The following is a 16,980-nucleotide window of genomic DNA, read 5'->3' as shown; positions in this document are numbered from 1 at the left end:
TTACATTTACATAATATTATGATTCTCAAAATATTCGTGCCTTTCCCAGTAATAAACTGGTAAGTTAGCAATATAGCGAATCGCCACTAAAATCACCTCATATGGAGAAGTCAACAAGATGGAGGAGCTGTTAACGCAGTTACAATCGCTGCTGAGGGGCGGATGGAAATATCGCTGGTATGCGGTAACAATCGCATGGCTGGTATCCGCAATCGGGTTCGGTGTTGTCTATACACTGCCAGACAATTATCAATCCTCCGCACGTGTATTTGTTGATACTCAAAGTATTCTGAAACCTTTGCTGGCTGGGATGACCAGTGTACCCAATGTCGAGCAGCAGGTATCTATCATGAGCCGGACATTACTTAGCCGGCCAAACGTCGAACGTGTAATGCGTATGGTTGATCTCGATATCAAGGCAAATACTGGTAAAGATCGTGAATTGCTGATCGAGAATCTAATAGCAAAAATTAAAATCGGTGGCACCGTACAAAACGACATTTATACGATTACCTACAACGACGAAAGCCCTAAGTTAGCGAAGGATGTGGTTCAGGCGCTCCTGACTATTTTTGTAGAGGGTAGTTTTGGTGACAAAAAACAAGACTCCACGAAAGCTGTCGTTTTCATCGATGGCCAGATCAAAATCTATGAAGAAAAACTGATCGCAGCAGAAAACGCTTTAAAAGATTTCAAACTGAAAAATATAACTTTACTGCCGCGGCAAGGTAGTGACTCGGGCACAAAACTGTCCGAAATGACCGAAAGCCTGAATCAGGCACGTTTAGAATTAGTTGAAGCCGAACAGGCCCGAGATGCGATCAAGCGGCAAGTCGCCAGCACTGAAAACTCAATGAAGCCAGATCAGGCAACAGCAACCATATCAAACCCCGAAATTGATGCCCGGATTCAAACACTGAACAAAAACTTGGATTCTTTACGATTACAGTTCACGGACCAACACCCAGATATCGTGTCGACCAAAAGATTAATTGCGCAGCTAGAAGTAAAGAAGGCGGAAGAAGCGAAAGTTCGCAAGCCTGAGTCAGAATTGGTTGCGTCAAATCCTTTATTGCAGCAACTAAAAATTTCTCTGTCTGCAGCCGAGGCTCGCGTTGCCTCAATGAGAGCACGCGTTGATGAATATTCAAACCGCAGCTCAAAATTAAAAACTCTCAGTATTGCCGCACCTGAGATCGAATCTCAGTTGTCCCAGTTAAATCGTGACTATCAGATCAATAAAGAAAATTACGAAAAACTGGTGGCAAGCCGTGAATCAGCCAAGTTATCCGGCGATTTGAGTACCACGACAGAAATGATGACGTTCAGGGTTGTGGATCCGCCAACAGCGCCTTTGACACCTGTTGGTCCACATCGGATTCGACTGCTGTCTATGGTATTTGCCGCAGCAATTGCTATTGGCCTGGCAGGTGCCGTCCTGATGAGCAAGATACGCCCTACATTCCTCACGCACATTGATCTGCTGGAAATCACTGGCTTGCCAATTCTCGGTACAGTGTCGATGAATTGGACTGAAAGTGAGAAAAGACGTCAAAAGCAAAGTTTGTATGGCTTCGCCGCTTCCTCCTTTGTATTACTGGTGTTTTACGCCGGAGTGATGTCGTTCATGTACATCAAGCAATAACATTATTAGTATAAAAAATATTTGTTGATCGTCTGGCAGTCGGAAATACGAATCTACTTGGAGTTAGCGTGAGCATTATTGAAAAAGCGGTTGGTAGACTAGAGCAGGGCAAAGGAATTGCAGCGCACACCGCTGAGGTGTCTGCAGAACCGGCTCCTCAGGTAATCGTTGCGCCCGTCGCTCCGGTTGTCGCAAAAGAGTTGCACGTCAAGGCAGTGCAAGCCCCAGTTGCAGCGACCGTTACTCCAACGTCAGCAGCAACAGCTACTACATCAACTACTACGAGCGCGGCTGGCACGATTAATGCGCCGTTACTCTCAGCCGATGTACTTGGGAAAAACAGTCAGCGCAAAGTAGAAATTGACATCGCACAGTTGCACCGCTTAGGCATGGTGACACCCGATGCAGAACGTACGGCGATTGCAGAAGAATTTCGCTTAATCAAGCGCCCCTTGATTGAAAAAGCATTCAATCAGAAAAAAGGCCCTCTGCATCATGGCAATCTCATCATGGTGACCAGTTCCTTGCCGGGCGAAGGAAAAACTTTTTGCGCCGTCAATCTCGCCATAAGTATTGCTATGGAGCTTGATCACACTGTGCTTTTAGTCGATGCCGACGTAGCCCGCCCCTCTGTACCGAGATATTTGAATTTACTTCCGGGCGATACCAGCTCAGAAATTGGCCTGATGGATGTACTGCTTGATGACAAACTCGATCTTGCCGATGCCATGCTCAGAACCAATATCGATACATTAAGTCTTCTGAGGGCCGGTAATAGCCACAAACGTGCGACAGAATTATTGGCAAGTCAGGGGATGAGTAGCTTGCTATCAGAGATCGCCAATCGCTACCCTGATCGTATTGTTATTTTCGATTCCCCTCCTTTACTGCTCACAACCGAAGCAAGAGTTCTTGCGAATCAAATGGGACAAATCGTCCTGGTTGTTGAAGCAGAAGCAACGACGCAACATACCGTCAAAGAAGTATTGCGCCAGTTGAAATCGAAAGCCAATGTGAATTTAATCTATAACAAAGCTAGAGCATTCTCAAACGGGGATTACTATGGCCAGTACTACGGCTAAGACGATGGCGCCCTGGCAAACTCGTCCTCTTGCACTGGGACTGACGTCGATCATACCTTTGCTAGGTATGACGTCTGCTGGCAGCGTATCTGCGGCGGAATGGAAAGTAATGCCGTCAATTAATGTAAGTGAGAGTTATACGGACAACGTCAAACTGACTCCCGTCGCAGAAAGTTCATACATCACACAAGTCGCCCCGGGTCTGAGTCTCACAGCAACCGGAGCGCAATTGCGCTTCCGTGCAGACTATGTGATGCAGAATCTGTACTATTCAGGGAATAACAATGGAATTAAAACCAGTCACCTACTCAACGCCAACGCCAATAGCGAGCTGATCAAAGATCTTTTTTTTTTAGACGGTATTGCGAATATTAGTCAGCAGAGTGTCAATCCATTTACAGATCAGGCAACCAGTAATCTCAATCTGTCATCTAACCGGACTGAAGTAAGGACTTATAGCGTTTCCCCATATCTCCGGAAAAATTTCTCCCCTGAATTCACCGCAGAATTACGCTACACGCGCGACTCCGTAAAAACCAGTACGCAAAATGTGTTTGATAGCACTGGCGATAAAATTCTATTCGACCTGAAGAGTGGCTCAGCCTATAAAACTATTAGCTGGGGATTTCAATTCGCCGATCAAAAAATTCATTATCCGAATCAGGCAGACGTCGAGTTCCAGACATCAACCGTCAACGGCAACTACGCACTTTCCTCACTGTTTAGTCTGACGGCAACGGCAGGATACGAAAACAATACTTATGTTGCATTAGGTGAAAAACCTTCGGGAATTTTTTGGACTACTGGATTTTCATGGACGCCAACAGAAAGAACCCGTTTCGCCTTTAGTGCAGGTAAGCGTTTTTACGGCTCTACTTATTCCGCAACCATTAGTGAAAGAGCTCGTACCAGTGTCTGGAGCCTAGGCTATAACGAAGATATTACAACAACCCGTGGCCAATATCTGATACCCGCGACCAACGATACATCCGCATTTTTGAATCAATTATGGAAAGCAAGTATTCCAGATAACAACACGCGGCAACAACTGGTTGATAATTTTATCCGTGACACCAATTTGCCCTCAGCACTTGCGCAGCCGTTTAATACAGTGACCAATCGTGTGTTCCTCCAAAAAAACTTGCAAGCATCCGTCGCGTTCACCGGTGCGCAAAATACTGTTCTACTGAGCGCATTGAACGTCAAAAGAGAAGCACAATCAGCAAGCCAGGCTGATATCCTGCTGCTGGGTATTTCCAATCCTGCTTTATTAGAAAAAGTCAGACAAACGGGTGTCAATGCACTGTGGAACTGGCAATGGTCACCAAGAACCAGTGCCAACCTCAGCACAGGCTACACGCAAACTGTTTCGGCCAACACCGGCATTAAAGACAATACCAAAACCGCGAGAGCATCTATCTCGCGCCAATTACAAACCAAATTAAGAGCAACGGTTGAAGTACGGCGAGTAGAGAAACAGTCGAATCTCGCCAATGGGGCTGGCAATTTTAATGAAAATGCCGTCACCTTATTCTTGTTGCTAGGGTTCTAGCGGAGTTGATGAAGAGATGTACGAGTCCTACTACGGTTTCAATGCGAAACCATTTCAGTTAAAGCCAGATCCACGTTTTTTCTTTGGCAGCAAAGGTCATAAACGTGCGATGGCATATCTCGAATACGGGATATCGCAGGGCGAAGGTTTTATTGTCATTACTGGTGAAGTCGGTGCAGGCAAGACGACGCTGATGCGTAATTTATTTAACGAATTAGAATCTGACAAAATTCAGGCCGCGCAAATTGTGAACACTCACGTAGGCTCGGACGATATTTTACGTCTTGTGGCTGCGGCATTTGGCGTGGAGTATGAAAACGCCAGCAAAGCGACATTATTGACTCGCCTTGAGCAATATTTACGTCAGTGTGATGTGCAGGGCAAACGTGCTTTACTGGTCGTCGATGAGGCACAAAATCTGACGCCGCGCGCGGTCGAAGAGCTGCGCATGCTTTCAAATTTTCAGACCGCAGATAAATCATTGTTGCAGACGTTTTTATTAGGGCAACCGGAATTTCGTCGCACCCTGCTGAGCGAAGATATGCAGCAGCTTTTACAGCGCGTTATCGCCAGCTACCATCTTGGCCCGCTCGATCTGATCGATACGCGCGCTTATATCGAGCACAGGTTGCATACGGTGGGATGGAAAGGCGATCCTGTTATCAATACAGAAGCATTCGCTGCAATTTTTGCTTACACCAACGGCATCCCCAGAAAAATCAATGCGCTCTGCGACCGCCTGTTTTTGATGGGCTATCTGGAAGAGTTACATCACTTTGGTGAGATTGAGGTAAATCAGGTAATTGCGGACATCAAGCAAGAGTTCCAGTTGCCACCCTCCCATCTTGAAACAGGCAATCAAGTCACAGGCTTGAAAGATTTACCGAATATAAATCTGGAACATATGGACGACAGAATGGCAAAAATGGAACGATCTATTTTATCCGTGATTGATGCCCTGAAGAAAATGCTCCCTAGCAATAAAGCAAATAACTACTCCGAGAAGGAAAATTAATGCAGGTTTTAAGCCCAAATCAACATGGTCCAAGCGAGATTATCTGCGTGGTGGGCGCTCGTCCAAATTTTATGAAGATCGCGCCGATCATGGCCGCGCTCAACGCATTAAAACCGCATCTGAAAGTCACACTGCTCCATACAGGTCAGCATTACGACGTTGCCATGAATGAGCAATATTTTGAAGCTCTTGGCATTCCTTCACCAGATATTAATTTAGAAGTAGGTTCAGGCAGTCACGCCGTACAAACTGCGGAAGTCATGTGCCGTTTTGAAACGGCAATGGGTGAAAATTTACCTGCAGCAGTATTAGTGGTAGGCGACGTGAACTCCACCATTGCTTGCGCGCTGGTAGCGACAAAAAAGGGCGTACCAGTCATCCATGTGGAAGCTGGCTTGCGTAGCTGGGATCGTGGTATGCCAGAGGAAATCAATCGCGTATTGACCGATCAGATCTCTGATTTGTTATTCACAACGGAACCTAGTGGCAAAGATAATTTGTTGCGTGAAGGCGTTGCCGATAGTCGCATACATTTTGTCGGCAACGTCATGATCGATACGCTGCGTAATAATCTGAGCCGTGCCATCGCTCCGGCTCAAATTGCTGCAGATGCTGGCAATCCTCGTTTTCTGGATGCCGGAAAAGGTTTTGTCGTGGTCACCATGCATCGTCCGTCGAACGTCGACGACCAAGCGATCCTGAGCGAACTCATCACGACAATTATCAGCATCAGTGAACAAGTCCCCGTTATTTTTCCTGTGCATCCTCGTACCAAATCAATGCTGGAGAAATTTGGCCTAGACAAGAAATTAACTACACCAAACATCCTCTTGCTACCGCCCATGGGTTATCTGGAAATGCTCGGTCTGATGAAAGAGGCAAAGCTGGTGTTAACGGATTCTGGTGGTATACAGGAAGAGACGACAGCACTGGGCGTGCCTTGTATCACGCTGCGTAACAATACCGAGCGTCCGATTACTGTAGAAGAGGGGAGTAATACCATTGCGGGACAAGATCCGAAAAAGATCATAGAAATTTTTCAGGATGTCATGCATACCGGCGGTAAGGGTGGCCGTATTCCGCAATTCTGGGATGGTCACGCGTCCGACCGCATCGCAGCCGTCATTGCGACCCAGCTTGGCATCGCCATTCCTGTAACGGCTCAGTCATCATAAGGTCACCATGTCCATCATTGCCCCAGTACAGGTTAACAGCCCGCCTATCCGTAATGCCATGACCATTGATGTGGAAGATTATTTCCAGGTCTCGGCATTTGCGCCTCATATTTCGCGTGATAGCTGGACTAACTTGCCATGCAGGGTTGAGCGGAATATCGATTGTATCCTTGCACTGCTGAGCGCGTCTCAAGTCAAGGCTACATTTTTCACCCTTGGCTGGATTGCCGAGCGTTATCCAGCCTTAGTCAAACGAATTGTGGCGGAAGGACATGAGTTAGCCAGCCATGGATATGGCCATTTACGTGCGTCAGATCAGACACCAGATGAGTTCCGGGAAGATGTCAGCAGCAGTAAAAAAATTCTCGAAGATCTGGGTGGACAAGCAGTGCTGGGCTACCGCGCCCCAAGTTTTTCTATCGGCACCCAAAATCTGTGGGCCCTAGATGTTTTATTGAATGCGGGCTATCACTACAGCTCCAGCATCTATCCTATTCAGCATGATCATTACGGCATGCCGAGTGCGCCGCGCTTTAGTTTTTATCCTAACGGCCAGGATGGCTTACTGGAATTGCCGATTACCACGGTACGTTTCATGCAGAAAAATTTTCCTGCTGGCGGCGGCGGTTATTTCCGTCTGTTTCCGTACCAGCTCTCTCGCTGGTTGTTACGACGTGTGAATCAACAAGATAAGCAATCCGGCATTTTCTACTTTCATCCATGGGAAGTAGATCCTAAGCAGCCACGTCAGGAAAATATAGGCTGGAAAACTCGCTTCCGTCACTACGTGAATCTAGATAGAACCGAAAATCGTCTCAAAGCCTTGACCAGAGATTTCCAATGGGATCGCATGGACCGTATCTTTTTACCCAACACATGAACTCCATGACTGACACATTGACGGCCAATCCGGCTGCCATGACTTTACCCGCCTCCGCGCCTGCCCAGATTTCTCTCAAGCTGCTGCAACTACAAGATTACGCCCGCTGGGATGCCTTTGTGGTGCAATGTCCAGATGCGACTTTTTTTCACCGTGCTGGCTGGCAGCCCGTCATTGAAAAAGCATTTGGCCACCGTACCTGGTTTTATTACGCAGAAGCACATGGTGAAATTCTCGGTGTCTTGCCGCTGGCAGAAATCAAGAGCCGCTTATTCGGCCATTCACTAGTTGCCCTGCCCTTTTGCGTATATGGCGGTGTCGCGGCCATATCTGCCGAGGCCAAGAGTTTGCTGAGCCAGGCGGCACAGGCCCTGGCAAAAACACTAAAAGTAGGTCACCTCGAGTACCGCAGTATCACGCCACAAGAAAAAGACTGGCATAGCAAAGAGCTGTATGTCACTTTCCGTAAAGCGATTGATCCAGACGAAGAAACAAATATGCTAGCCATACCGCGCAAGCAGCGTGCAATGGTGCGCAAGGGTATTAAGGCTGGCTTGGTCAGCGAAATTGATCAGCAGATTGATCGTTTTTTTTACGCATACTCCACCAGTGTGCATCGGCTTGGCACGCCGGTCTTTTCAAAGAAATTTTTCCGTCTGTTAAAACAAACCTTTGGTGATGACTGCGAAATTATGACTATCGTAAGTCCACAAGGAACAACGGTCGCCAGCGTCATGAGCTTCTATTTTCGCGATGAAGTCTTACCGTATTATGGCGGCGGCACGCATGAGGCAAGAGATGTTGCCGGTAATGATTTCATGTATTGGGAATTGATGCGCAGAGCTTGTGCCAGATCGTATAAAGTATTTGATTTTGGCCGTAGTAAATTAGGAACAGGCGCCTTTGATTTCAAAAAAAATTGGGGCTTTGAACCGCAAGCACTGCATTATGAATACCAGCTGCATAGCGCAGCATCTTTGCCGGATAACAATCCACTGAACCCAAAATACCAGCTATTTATCAAGATGTGGCAAAAAATGCCGCTTGCCCTGGCAAATCTCATCGGTCCCCACATCGTCAAGAACCTGGGTTAATCGTCCCATGACACAAAACCCCAAACAAGCTTTGCTATTGTTGGTGCACCGGATTCCATTTCCGCCCAATAAGGGCGATAAGATTCGTTCGTATCATTTGCTCAAGCATCTGGCGAAAAAATATCAGATTCATCTTGCTTGCTTCATTGATGACGCTAACGACATGCAGCATATTGAAACGGTCAGACAATGGTGTGGCGACACCCATTTCGAGAGACTGAATCCAGCTACTGCAAAAATCGCCAGCCTGGCTGCATTATTAAGCGACCGTCCTTTGTCGCTCGACTATTACCGTAGCAAAGCCATGCAAGATTGGGTCAATACGACCGTCAGCAAGCATCAAATCGACAAGCTTGTCGTATTTTCTTCCGTGATGGCACAGTTTGTCGAACAGATGTCAACGCTCACGCGTGTCATTGATTTCGTCGATATTGACTCTGATAAATGGCGGCAATACGCAGAGAAAAAAAGATTCCCCATGAACTGGCTATACCGGCGTGAGGGGCGCTGTCTATTGCATTATGAGCGCCGCATCGCACGCGAATGTGATGCGTCCTTATTCGTATCGGAGGCAGAGGCTGACCTATTCCGGCAACTAGCTCCTGAAAGCACAGATAAAATCGGCTTCTTTAATAACGGTGTCGATACGGAGTATTTTTCACCTGAACATGCTCTGGATAATCCATACCACGCGCAAGATCTGGTTATCGTATTTACCGGCGCAATGGATTACTGGCCAAACATCGATGCTGTGACATGGTTTGCGCAAGCAATTTTTCCGCTGATTCGACATAAACATCCCGATGCCCTGTTCTATATCGTCGGCACCCGACCGGCCGAGCAGGTGAAAGCTCTGGCGCAATTACCGGGCGTGCGGGTCACCGGCTCGGTGCCAGATGTCAGGCCTTATCTCGCTCACGCTAAAGTTGCCGTTGCCCCTTTACGTATCGCCCGCGGGATACAAAATAAAGTGCTGGAAGCGATGGCAATGGCAAAAGCCGTCATTGTGTCGCCGCAAGCACTCGAAGGCATCGACGCCGCCATCGGCGAAGAGTTAATTCTGGCGGAAGACGAAAACAGTTTTGCCCATGCGGTATCTGTTGTTTTAGAAAATACCGATACCGCGCTAGAAAAAGCAGCACGCCTCAGAGTCATCGCCAGATACAACTGGGATGCGAATCTTCAGAAAGTAGATGCTGCATTGGAGTCGATATAGTAGTAAAAATGCAATATAATTAAACTATTCTATTCTTCACGGCAAAGGATTATCCTTGACTGCTACATCAACACCACCTTTGCCCTATCCGGCCTTGCTAGCGATACTAGTTGTATTGCTAGCGCCGTTCCTCATTTATTTCAGCACCGCACAATCGATTGTCTCTGTATGGAACCAATCAGAAACCTTCGCGCATGGCTATATCATTTTACCTATCAGTCTATGGCTTATCTGGAAGCGTAAAGCAGTCATTCAGCGCATGACGCCGCAGCCGTATTGGCCCGGCTTGTTTGCACTTGCGGCATGTGGATTTGGTTGGTTGCTTGCAGAATTAGGTGATGTACAGGTCGTAAGACAATATATGTTTGTAGCGATGATTCCAGCGATTGTGATCGTCGTACTCGGCTGGCAAATCGCATGGGCACTCGCTTTCCCACTATTTTTCCTGCTGCTGGCAGTCCCGTTCGGCGAAATATTTATCGCTCCGCTCATTGATTTTACTGCGGACTTTACCGTAATTGCGCTGCAATTTACCGGCATCCCTGTGCTGCGTGACGGTAGCAGTTTTTCCATCCCTTCCGGGAACTGGTCTGTTGTCGAAGCATGTAGTGGCGTCAGGTATTTAATCTCCTCGATTACCCTAGGATGTTTATATGCGTATCTGACTTACCATTCAACCTGGCGACGCGTCTGGTTCATTCTGGCCTCCATTATTGTGCCTATCATCGCCAATGGCTTACGCGCTTATATGATCGTCATGCTGGGACATCTAAGCGGTATGAAACTCGCTGTCGGTGTCGATCATTTGATTTATGGCTGGATCTTCTTCGGTATCGTCATGTTCTTTATGTTCTGGCTAGGCAGCTTCTGGCGCGACGATCAAGATAGGGCAGACGATATTCCCGCGGCACTGACCAGCCATTCACCTGCATCAACAAGTCGCCTTGCTTCCGCATCACTCGTCGCTATCTTATGCCTCGCCCTATGGCCAGCTTATGCAGCCTATGTCTCGCAACTCAATCTAAATCAAACTGCGATTCATATTGATGATCTGTCAGTGTCATGGAAGGAATCATCGCCTGTCACAACGTGGCGCCCCAGCTTTTTACCTGGCAGCGCTGTGCTCGATAAATCTTATCTGGATGGCACCCAGGCAGTCGGCGTGCTGATTAACTATTACCGGAACCAGAATCGTGACTCGGCCGTCATCAGCACCCTCAATGAAATGGTGCAGGATCATGACCGCAACTGGCTCAGGACCCATAGCGAAACCCATACCGTGAAACTGGATGGACAAAGTCTGACAGTGCGTGAAACCTATATCAAAGGGTCGACAGAGTCGCTGCTTGTCTGGGACTGGTATTGGATAGATGGTCAATTCACTGCCAATAAATATGTTGGCAAAGTATTGCAGACAAAAGCGAAATTCTTTTTACAAGGTGACGACGCGGCATCCATACTGATCTATGCACCTTATGCAGAAAAACCTGATGAGGCACGTAAAGCCATGCAGCAATTTATGCAGGCGCATGTGAGCTCGATCACAAAAACACTGCAAGCGAATAAAAAGTAATGGCTGAGGACACAATTCCATTAGTGGTACACCTGATCTACCGGCTTGATTTCGGGGGACTCGAAACCTTGTTGGTTGATTGTATTAACCACATGCCGACAAAAAAATACAGACATGCCGTCGTTTGCCTGACAAATCACAGCGTATTTTCAGAAAAAATTACCCGTAAAGATGTACAAATTTTTGATTTAAATAAGCCAGCCGGATTAGGTTTGGGCACCCATATGACGCTTTGGAAATTGCTGCGTAAGCTGCGTCCGGCGATTTTGCATACGTATAACTTGTCCGCTAATGAATATGCCCTCACCGCTAGCCTGGCTGGCGTTCCTGTGCGTATTCATGCGGAACATGGGCGCGATATCAATGATCCGTTAGGACTCAACCGCAAACATAATCTGCTGCGTCGCTGGATGACACCGTTTATAGATCAATATGTCACCGTATCACAGGATTTATATAACTGGCTTCAACAAATCATTCGAGTACCAGACAAAAAAAATCTGCTGATACATAACGGTGTCGATACCCAGCGGTTTTCTCCCGATAACGACCTCACCGCCACCACACCATGGCCTGCTGATTGTTTCGTCATCGGTACCGTCGGCAGAGCACAAGATATTAAAAATCAATCCGGCTTAATACGTGCTTTTATTCTGTTACGTCATGCCTTACCTGAGTATCAGAACAAATTGCGGCTGAGCATCATCGGTGATGGGCCTTTGCTTCCCGCCCTCCGGCAGCAAGTCGCTGATGCAGGTATCAGCGATGTGGTCTGGCTGCCAGGTGCACGCTCGGATATTGCCAGCATCATGCGCGGCTTTAGTCTGTTCACCTTGCCATCACTGGCAGAAGGCACACCAGTCACCTTGCTTGAAGCAATGTCGTCGGGACTAGCGGTCGTTGCCTCAAGAGTAGGTGGCATCCCTGAAGTCATACAAGATGGTGTGCATGGCGCAATGGTCAATGCGGGTGATGATGCGGCTTTCAGTAAAGCGTTCGCCGGCTACTGCCAGCAACCAGTCTTGCTTAAGCAGCATGGCATGGCAGCAAGCCAATACATCAGACAAAAATTCAGCGTCACTGCAATGGTGAATTCGTATGCGAATTTATACGATGCCTTATGCAAAAACAAATTCAAGGAAAGTAGTAAGCCATGTGTGGAATCGTAGGCATTTTTGATACGCTGGGCACGCGCGAGATTGACGCGCAAATACTAGCACGCATGAACGAGAGTCAATTGCATCGAGGACCTGACGAAGGATCACTGCATCGTGAGCCAGGCGTCGGTTTCGGCCACCGCCGCCTGTCCGTGATCGATCTGGCATCCGGCTTGCAACCGCTGTTTAATGAAGATCATAGCGTCGTCGTCGTATTCAATGGTGAGATCTATAACTACAGAGAATTAATGACCGAGCTGACTCAGCTTGGGCATGTGTTCCGCACACGCTGCGATACCGAGGTCATTGTTCACGCGTGGGAACAATGGGGTGAAAGCTGCGTATCTCATTTTCGTGGCATGTTCGCATTCGGCCTCTGGGACAGAAATCGGAAAACCTTATTTCTGGGCCGCGATCATATCGGCGTAAAACCGATGTTCTACGCATTGCTGCCAGATGGTCATTTTGTCTTTGGTTCTGAACTGAAATCACTGATGACCTTCCCTGCGCTATCGCGCAAACTGAATCCTCAGGCAGTTGAAGACTTTTTTGCTTATGGTTATATTCCAGAACCAAAAACCATTTTTCATGATGCGTTCAAACTCAGTCCTGGTCATACCATCACACTCAAAGCCGGCGACAAACAGATTCATCAACGACGTTTTTGGGATCTGCCATTCACGCCACTCGCGCCACTGACCGAGCAGGAAGCAACAAACGAACTCGTAGACCGCTTGCGTGAATCAGTTCAAAGCCAGATGGAAGCCGAAGTGCCACTGGGAGCGTTTCTATCAGGCGGAGTCGATTCGAGCGCCGTGGTTGCGATGATGGCTGAGCAAAATAAAGATATGGTCAACACGTGCTCCATCGCTTTTAATGATCCGAGTTACGACGAATCTACGTTTGCCAATCAAGTCGCTCAACGGTATCAGACCCGCCATCACACCGAGACCGTTGATACGAACGATTATGGTCTGATCGACACACTGGCGGCACTGTACGACGAACCTTATGCAGATAGCTCAGCAATTCCCACCTATCGCGTCTGCCAGCTCGCCAGAAAGCGTGTAACCGTCGCTTTGTCTGGAGATGGCGGAGATGAAAATTTTGCCGGCTATCGTCGCTACCGGTATGCGATGGCGGAACAAAAAGTTCGCTCGCTGCTGCCGCTCTCATTTCGTCAGCCGGTCTTTGGTATGCTTGGAAAACTTTATCCAAAAGCAGATTGGGCACCGCGTGTCTTTCGCGCAAAGACAACCTTTGAAGCCCTAGCACGTGATCTGGTCGAAGGCTATTTTCACGGCGTGTCCATCATGCCGGACCGGGTACGGGACCAGTTATTCAGTCCGCACTTCCGCAAGGACTTACAAGGCTATCAGGCAATAGAAGTCATGCGCGCTCATGCCGCTAATTCACCGACAGATGACCCGCTGTCGCTGATTCAATATCTGGATTTTAAAACCTATTTGCCTGGCGACATCCTGACAAAAGTTGATCGTGCCAGTATGGCGCATTCACTGGAAGTGCGTGTGCCTTTGCTAGACCACAAGCTGGTGGAATGGATCTCGGGATTGCCATCGTCAATCAAATTGCATCAGGGCGAGGGAAAATATATTTTCAAGAAAGCGCTTGAGCCGTATCTGCCGAACGATATTTTGTATCGTCCCAAAATGGGTTTCTCGATCCCGCTGGCAAGCTGGTTACGCGGACCACTTAAACAGAGTACACGGGATGCAGTGCTCGGTCCTATGATGGCAGATACCGGCATCTTCAATATGAGCTTCCTGACCGATATGGTAGAGCAGCATCAGTCCGGCGTACGTGATTACACGGCACCGTTATGGACGCTGCTGATGTTTGCGGCCTTCCTGAAAAACGTCTTGCCAGACGATGCCAGTGCCCGTGCCAACATCCGCGATTTGCTTAACCCGCAATTACACTCACTGAATTACCAGGACTGACAACACACATGCGTATCCTGCATATCCTCGACCATTCGATACCGCTACACAGCGGCTACACCTTCAGAACGATCTCTATTCTGAAAGAGCAGCGTGCCTTGGGATGGGAAACGTTTCACCTGACCAGCCCGAAACAAACGAATTATACGAAGCCTGAGGAAGACGTTGATGGCTGGCATTTTTTCCGTACGCCGCGTAGTGCCGGGATGCTCGCCAAACTACCGGTACTGAACCAGTTAGCAGTGATTAACAGTCTTGCAAAACGTTTGCTGGAAGTCGCGAAACAAATCAAGCCCGATGTCTTGCATGCTCACTCCCCCGCACTGAATGCGATCGCCGCTCTCAGGGTGGGACGTGCATTAGGTATCCCTGTTGTCTATGAAATCCGGGCCTTTTGGGAAGATGCGGCAGTCGATCACGGCACCAGCACAGAATGGGGTCTGCGATACAGGCTCACACGAGCAATGGAAACCTATGCAATTCGTAAGGTCGATGCTGTTACGACGATCTGCGAAGGTCTACGCAGCGATATCGTACAGCGCGGTATACCGGCGTCAAAAGTGACGGTAATCCCTAATGCGGTCAACATCGAGAATTTCCGTGTGGGGGAGACTGCGGACCTGCAACTGTCCAAAGAGCTGGGGCTCGACGGAAAAGTAACGCTAGGTTTTATCGGTTCATTCTACGCGTACGAAGGCTTACTGATATTGCTGCAAGCCCTGCCGCTAATGCTGAAAAAAAATCCGGATATCCGTATTCTGCTCGTCGGTGGCGGACAACAAGAAGGCGCACTGCGAGCACTGGCAAATCAATTGAATATCGCCAGCCATATCATTTTCACCGGGCGTGTGCCGCATGATCAGGTACAGCGCTATTACAACCTGGTCGACGTCTTGGTCTATCCACGCCTGCGCATGCGCCTTACTGAGTTAGTCACGCCCTTAAAGCCGCTTGAAGCCATGGCACAAGGCCGCCTGCTGGCCGCCTCTGACGTAGGCGGGCATCTGGAACTGATCAAAGACGGTGTGACAGGCGTGCTATTCCAGGCGGATAATCCACAAGATCTGGCAGAGAAAGTAGTAGATCTGATTGAAAAATCAGAACGCTGGTCTGGATTACGCAAGGCGGCGAGAGAATTTGTAGAGACAGAAAGAAACTGGAAAGTCAGCGTGGCCAGATACCAGACGATCTATCCAGCCCTGATCAAGGCAAAGAAAATTTGAGCCTGATCTGTCGAACCTGCGTGAGCAGGGCAAACAGATCTGGAGTAGATGTGTGTTGAATGAGTGTTGAATTAGCACTAAATCAGTATTGAACAGGTGTCAAATAGCTGCCCTCGCACTTCCATCAATTTTTACAAATTTTCTGAGATTCGCATAAGCGAAAAAACTAAGGCAGGTGAGCCATTTCGTCGATATACCTCATGACGAATCGCAATTATGAATAAACAGTATTCACTCTATCTCGACATCGTCCGATTTCTAGCATCGGTGTTTGTCGTGCTCGATCATTTCAACGGACAGCAAATTGTCAGCCGCGAGCTTGGCAAGTACATTCCTGAATTTGGTCGCGAGGCGGTGATTATTTTTTTCGTCTTATCCGGTTATGTGATTGCCTTTACCACCGAGGTAAAACAGCAAAATTTGCGGGAATACGTGGTTGCGCGCTGCGCCCGTATCTACTCCGTCGCTTTGCCACTGTTATTGGCGGCATTTTGTTTGAATTATCTGTGCAATACCTATTTCAGTGGCGCGTCAAAAGCCTATTACGAAGTTTCTAAAGCCTATGTGTATATCCCGTTTCATTTGCTTTTTCTGGGCGAATTATGGAATTTGTCCGAAGTACCACCCTGGCTTATTCCGTATTGGTCGCTGAGTTATGAAGTCTGGTATTACATCTTTTTTGCGACGCTGTATTATTTTTCATCATATAAACGAGTACTTTTGAGCATGCTCGTTTTCCTGGTATTGGGACATAAACTATGGTTATTGCTACCGGTCTGGATGAGCGGGGTTTTTCTATACCATCAACAAAATAGATTTCCACTGCGTGTCACCACAGCAAGAATAGGCTGGGGTATCAGCATTCTGGTATTTGGCATTTTTGAATACCTGGATGCAGACAAAAATCTGACTGCATGGGGTGAAGCGATCTGGCCCTTTACCTCATTAATGCTTGGGAGTGCCAGCCGCTATCTGGCGGACTACGTGGTCTGCCTCATCGTATTCAGCAATTTTTGGTGCGCCCGCTATGCCAGGTTTACACTTTTGGAAAAATTTACTCGCGGTATAAAAACGATTTCTTCCTATACCTTCACGCTATATCTCGCTCACATGCTAGTAATTTCAATGTGGCTGCGTTTCTACCGGCATGACAACAGCAATATCACCGACATACTCAGCATATCTGTGTTGATTGCACTGTTCACTTATCTGATTGGTGCAGTGACTGAACATAAGAAGACATGGTTTGCACGTTGCTTCGATAGATTGTGGGGAAGCTTGGCAGCTGTATTCAGTAAATCATCAGTAACAAAACAGCATCAAGGTTAAATTCTTGAGAGTGTGCTTTTAAAAAAATGACGGGATGAGTCGATTGCGTCGTAAGCACCTCGCTAAGCGGCTATGCAC

General features: G+C 47.8%; 13 protein-coding genes. All 13 read left to right on the top strand.

Annotated elements, in window-relative coordinates; genetic code table 11:
• The first annotated feature begins 118 nt into the window (after positions 1–118).
• A complete protein-coding gene (locus ACO0LE_RS03910; RefSeq protein WP_422959103.1) occupies positions 119–1,645 on the top strand; it encodes an XrtA system polysaccharide chain length determinant in 1,527 nt (508 codons plus the stop codon).
• Between the two features lie 68 nt (positions 1,646–1,713).
• On the top strand, positions 1,714–2,727 hold the full coding sequence (locus ACO0LE_RS03905) for an XrtA-associated tyrosine autokinase (RefSeq protein WP_422959102.1): 1,014 nt from the start codon (positions 1,714–1,716) through the stop codon (positions 2,725–2,727).
• Positions 2,708–4,279 carry a TIGR03016 family PEP-CTERM system-associated outer membrane protein gene (locus tag ACO0LE_RS03900; RefSeq protein ID WP_422959101.1) on the top strand — a complete coding sequence of 524 codons (1,572 nt, stop codon included), beginning with the start codon at positions 2,708–2,710 and terminating at the stop codon, positions 4,277–4,279. The genes ACO0LE_RS03905 and ACO0LE_RS03900 overlap by 20 nt, the downstream gene beginning before the upstream one ends.
• Before the next feature lie 16 nt (positions 4,280–4,295).
• A complete protein-coding gene (locus tag ACO0LE_RS03895; protein ID WP_422959100.1) occupies positions 4,296–5,294 on the top strand; it encodes an XrtA/PEP-CTERM system-associated ATPase in 999 nt (332 codons plus the stop codon).
• Positions 5,294–6,469, top strand: coding sequence for a non-hydrolyzing UDP-N-acetylglucosamine 2-epimerase (wecB, locus tag ACO0LE_RS03890; RefSeq protein WP_422959099.1), 1,176 nt, complete (start codon positions 5,294–5,296; stop codon positions 6,467–6,469). Before ACO0LE_RS03895 ends, wecB begins: the two co-directional genes overlap by 1 nt.
• Positions 6,470–6,476: 7 nt before the next feature.
• Entirely contained in the window at positions 6,477–7,349 is an 873-nt protein-coding gene (locus ACO0LE_RS03885) for an XrtA system polysaccharide deacetylase (RefSeq protein ID WP_422959098.1), read from the top strand.
• 5 nt (positions 7,350–7,354) lie between these two features.
• Positions 7,355–8,443, top strand: coding sequence for a FemAB family XrtA/PEP-CTERM system-associated protein (locus ACO0LE_RS03880; RefSeq protein WP_422959097.1), 1,089 nt, complete (start codon positions 7,355–7,357; stop codon positions 8,441–8,443).
• 7 nt (positions 8,444–8,450) lie between these two features.
• Positions 8,451–9,659, top strand: coding sequence for a TIGR03087 family PEP-CTERM/XrtA system glycosyltransferase (locus ACO0LE_RS03875; RefSeq protein WP_422959096.1), 1,209 nt, complete (start codon positions 8,451–8,453; stop codon positions 9,657–9,659).
• Between the two features lie 55 nt (positions 9,660–9,714).
• Positions 9,715–11,232: an exosortase A gene (gene xrtA / locus ACO0LE_RS03870; RefSeq protein ID WP_422959095.1), complete on the top strand. Its 1,518-nt coding sequence runs from the start codon at positions 9,715–9,717 to the stop codon at positions 11,230–11,232.
• On the top strand, positions 11,232–12,401 hold the full coding sequence (locus ACO0LE_RS03865; RefSeq protein ID WP_422959094.1) for a TIGR03088 family PEP-CTERM/XrtA system glycosyltransferase: 1,170 nt from the start codon (positions 11,232–11,234) through the stop codon (positions 12,399–12,401). The genes xrtA and ACO0LE_RS03865 overlap by 1 nt, the downstream gene beginning before the upstream one ends.
• Positions 12,386–14,350, top strand: coding sequence for an XrtA/PEP-CTERM system amidotransferase (locus ACO0LE_RS03860; protein ID WP_422959093.1), 1,965 nt, complete (start codon positions 12,386–12,388; stop codon positions 14,348–14,350). Before ACO0LE_RS03865 ends, ACO0LE_RS03860 begins: the two co-directional genes overlap by 16 nt.
• 8 nt (positions 14,351–14,358) lie before the next feature.
• Complete coding sequence (locus ACO0LE_RS03855; protein WP_422959092.1) at positions 14,359–15,573, top strand: TIGR04063 family PEP-CTERM/XrtA system glycosyltransferase; 1,215 nt, start codon at positions 14,359–14,361, stop codon at positions 15,571–15,573.
• Between the two features lie 216 nt (positions 15,574–15,789).
• Complete coding sequence (locus ACO0LE_RS03850; protein ID WP_422959091.1) at positions 15,790–16,902, top strand: acyltransferase family protein; 1,113 nt, start codon at positions 15,790–15,792, stop codon at positions 16,900–16,902.
• The last annotated feature ends 78 nt before the right edge of the window (positions 16,903–16,980 follow it).

Origin of the sequence: Undibacterium sp. Xuan67W, assembly GCF_049340165.1 — a bacterium.
Lineage (GTDB): Bacteria > Pseudomonadota > Gammaproteobacteria > Burkholderiales > Burkholderiaceae_D > Undibacterium.
The sequence above is the reverse complement of the archived record's forward strand: the minus strand, read 5'-3'. Positions and strand labels throughout refer to the sequence as shown.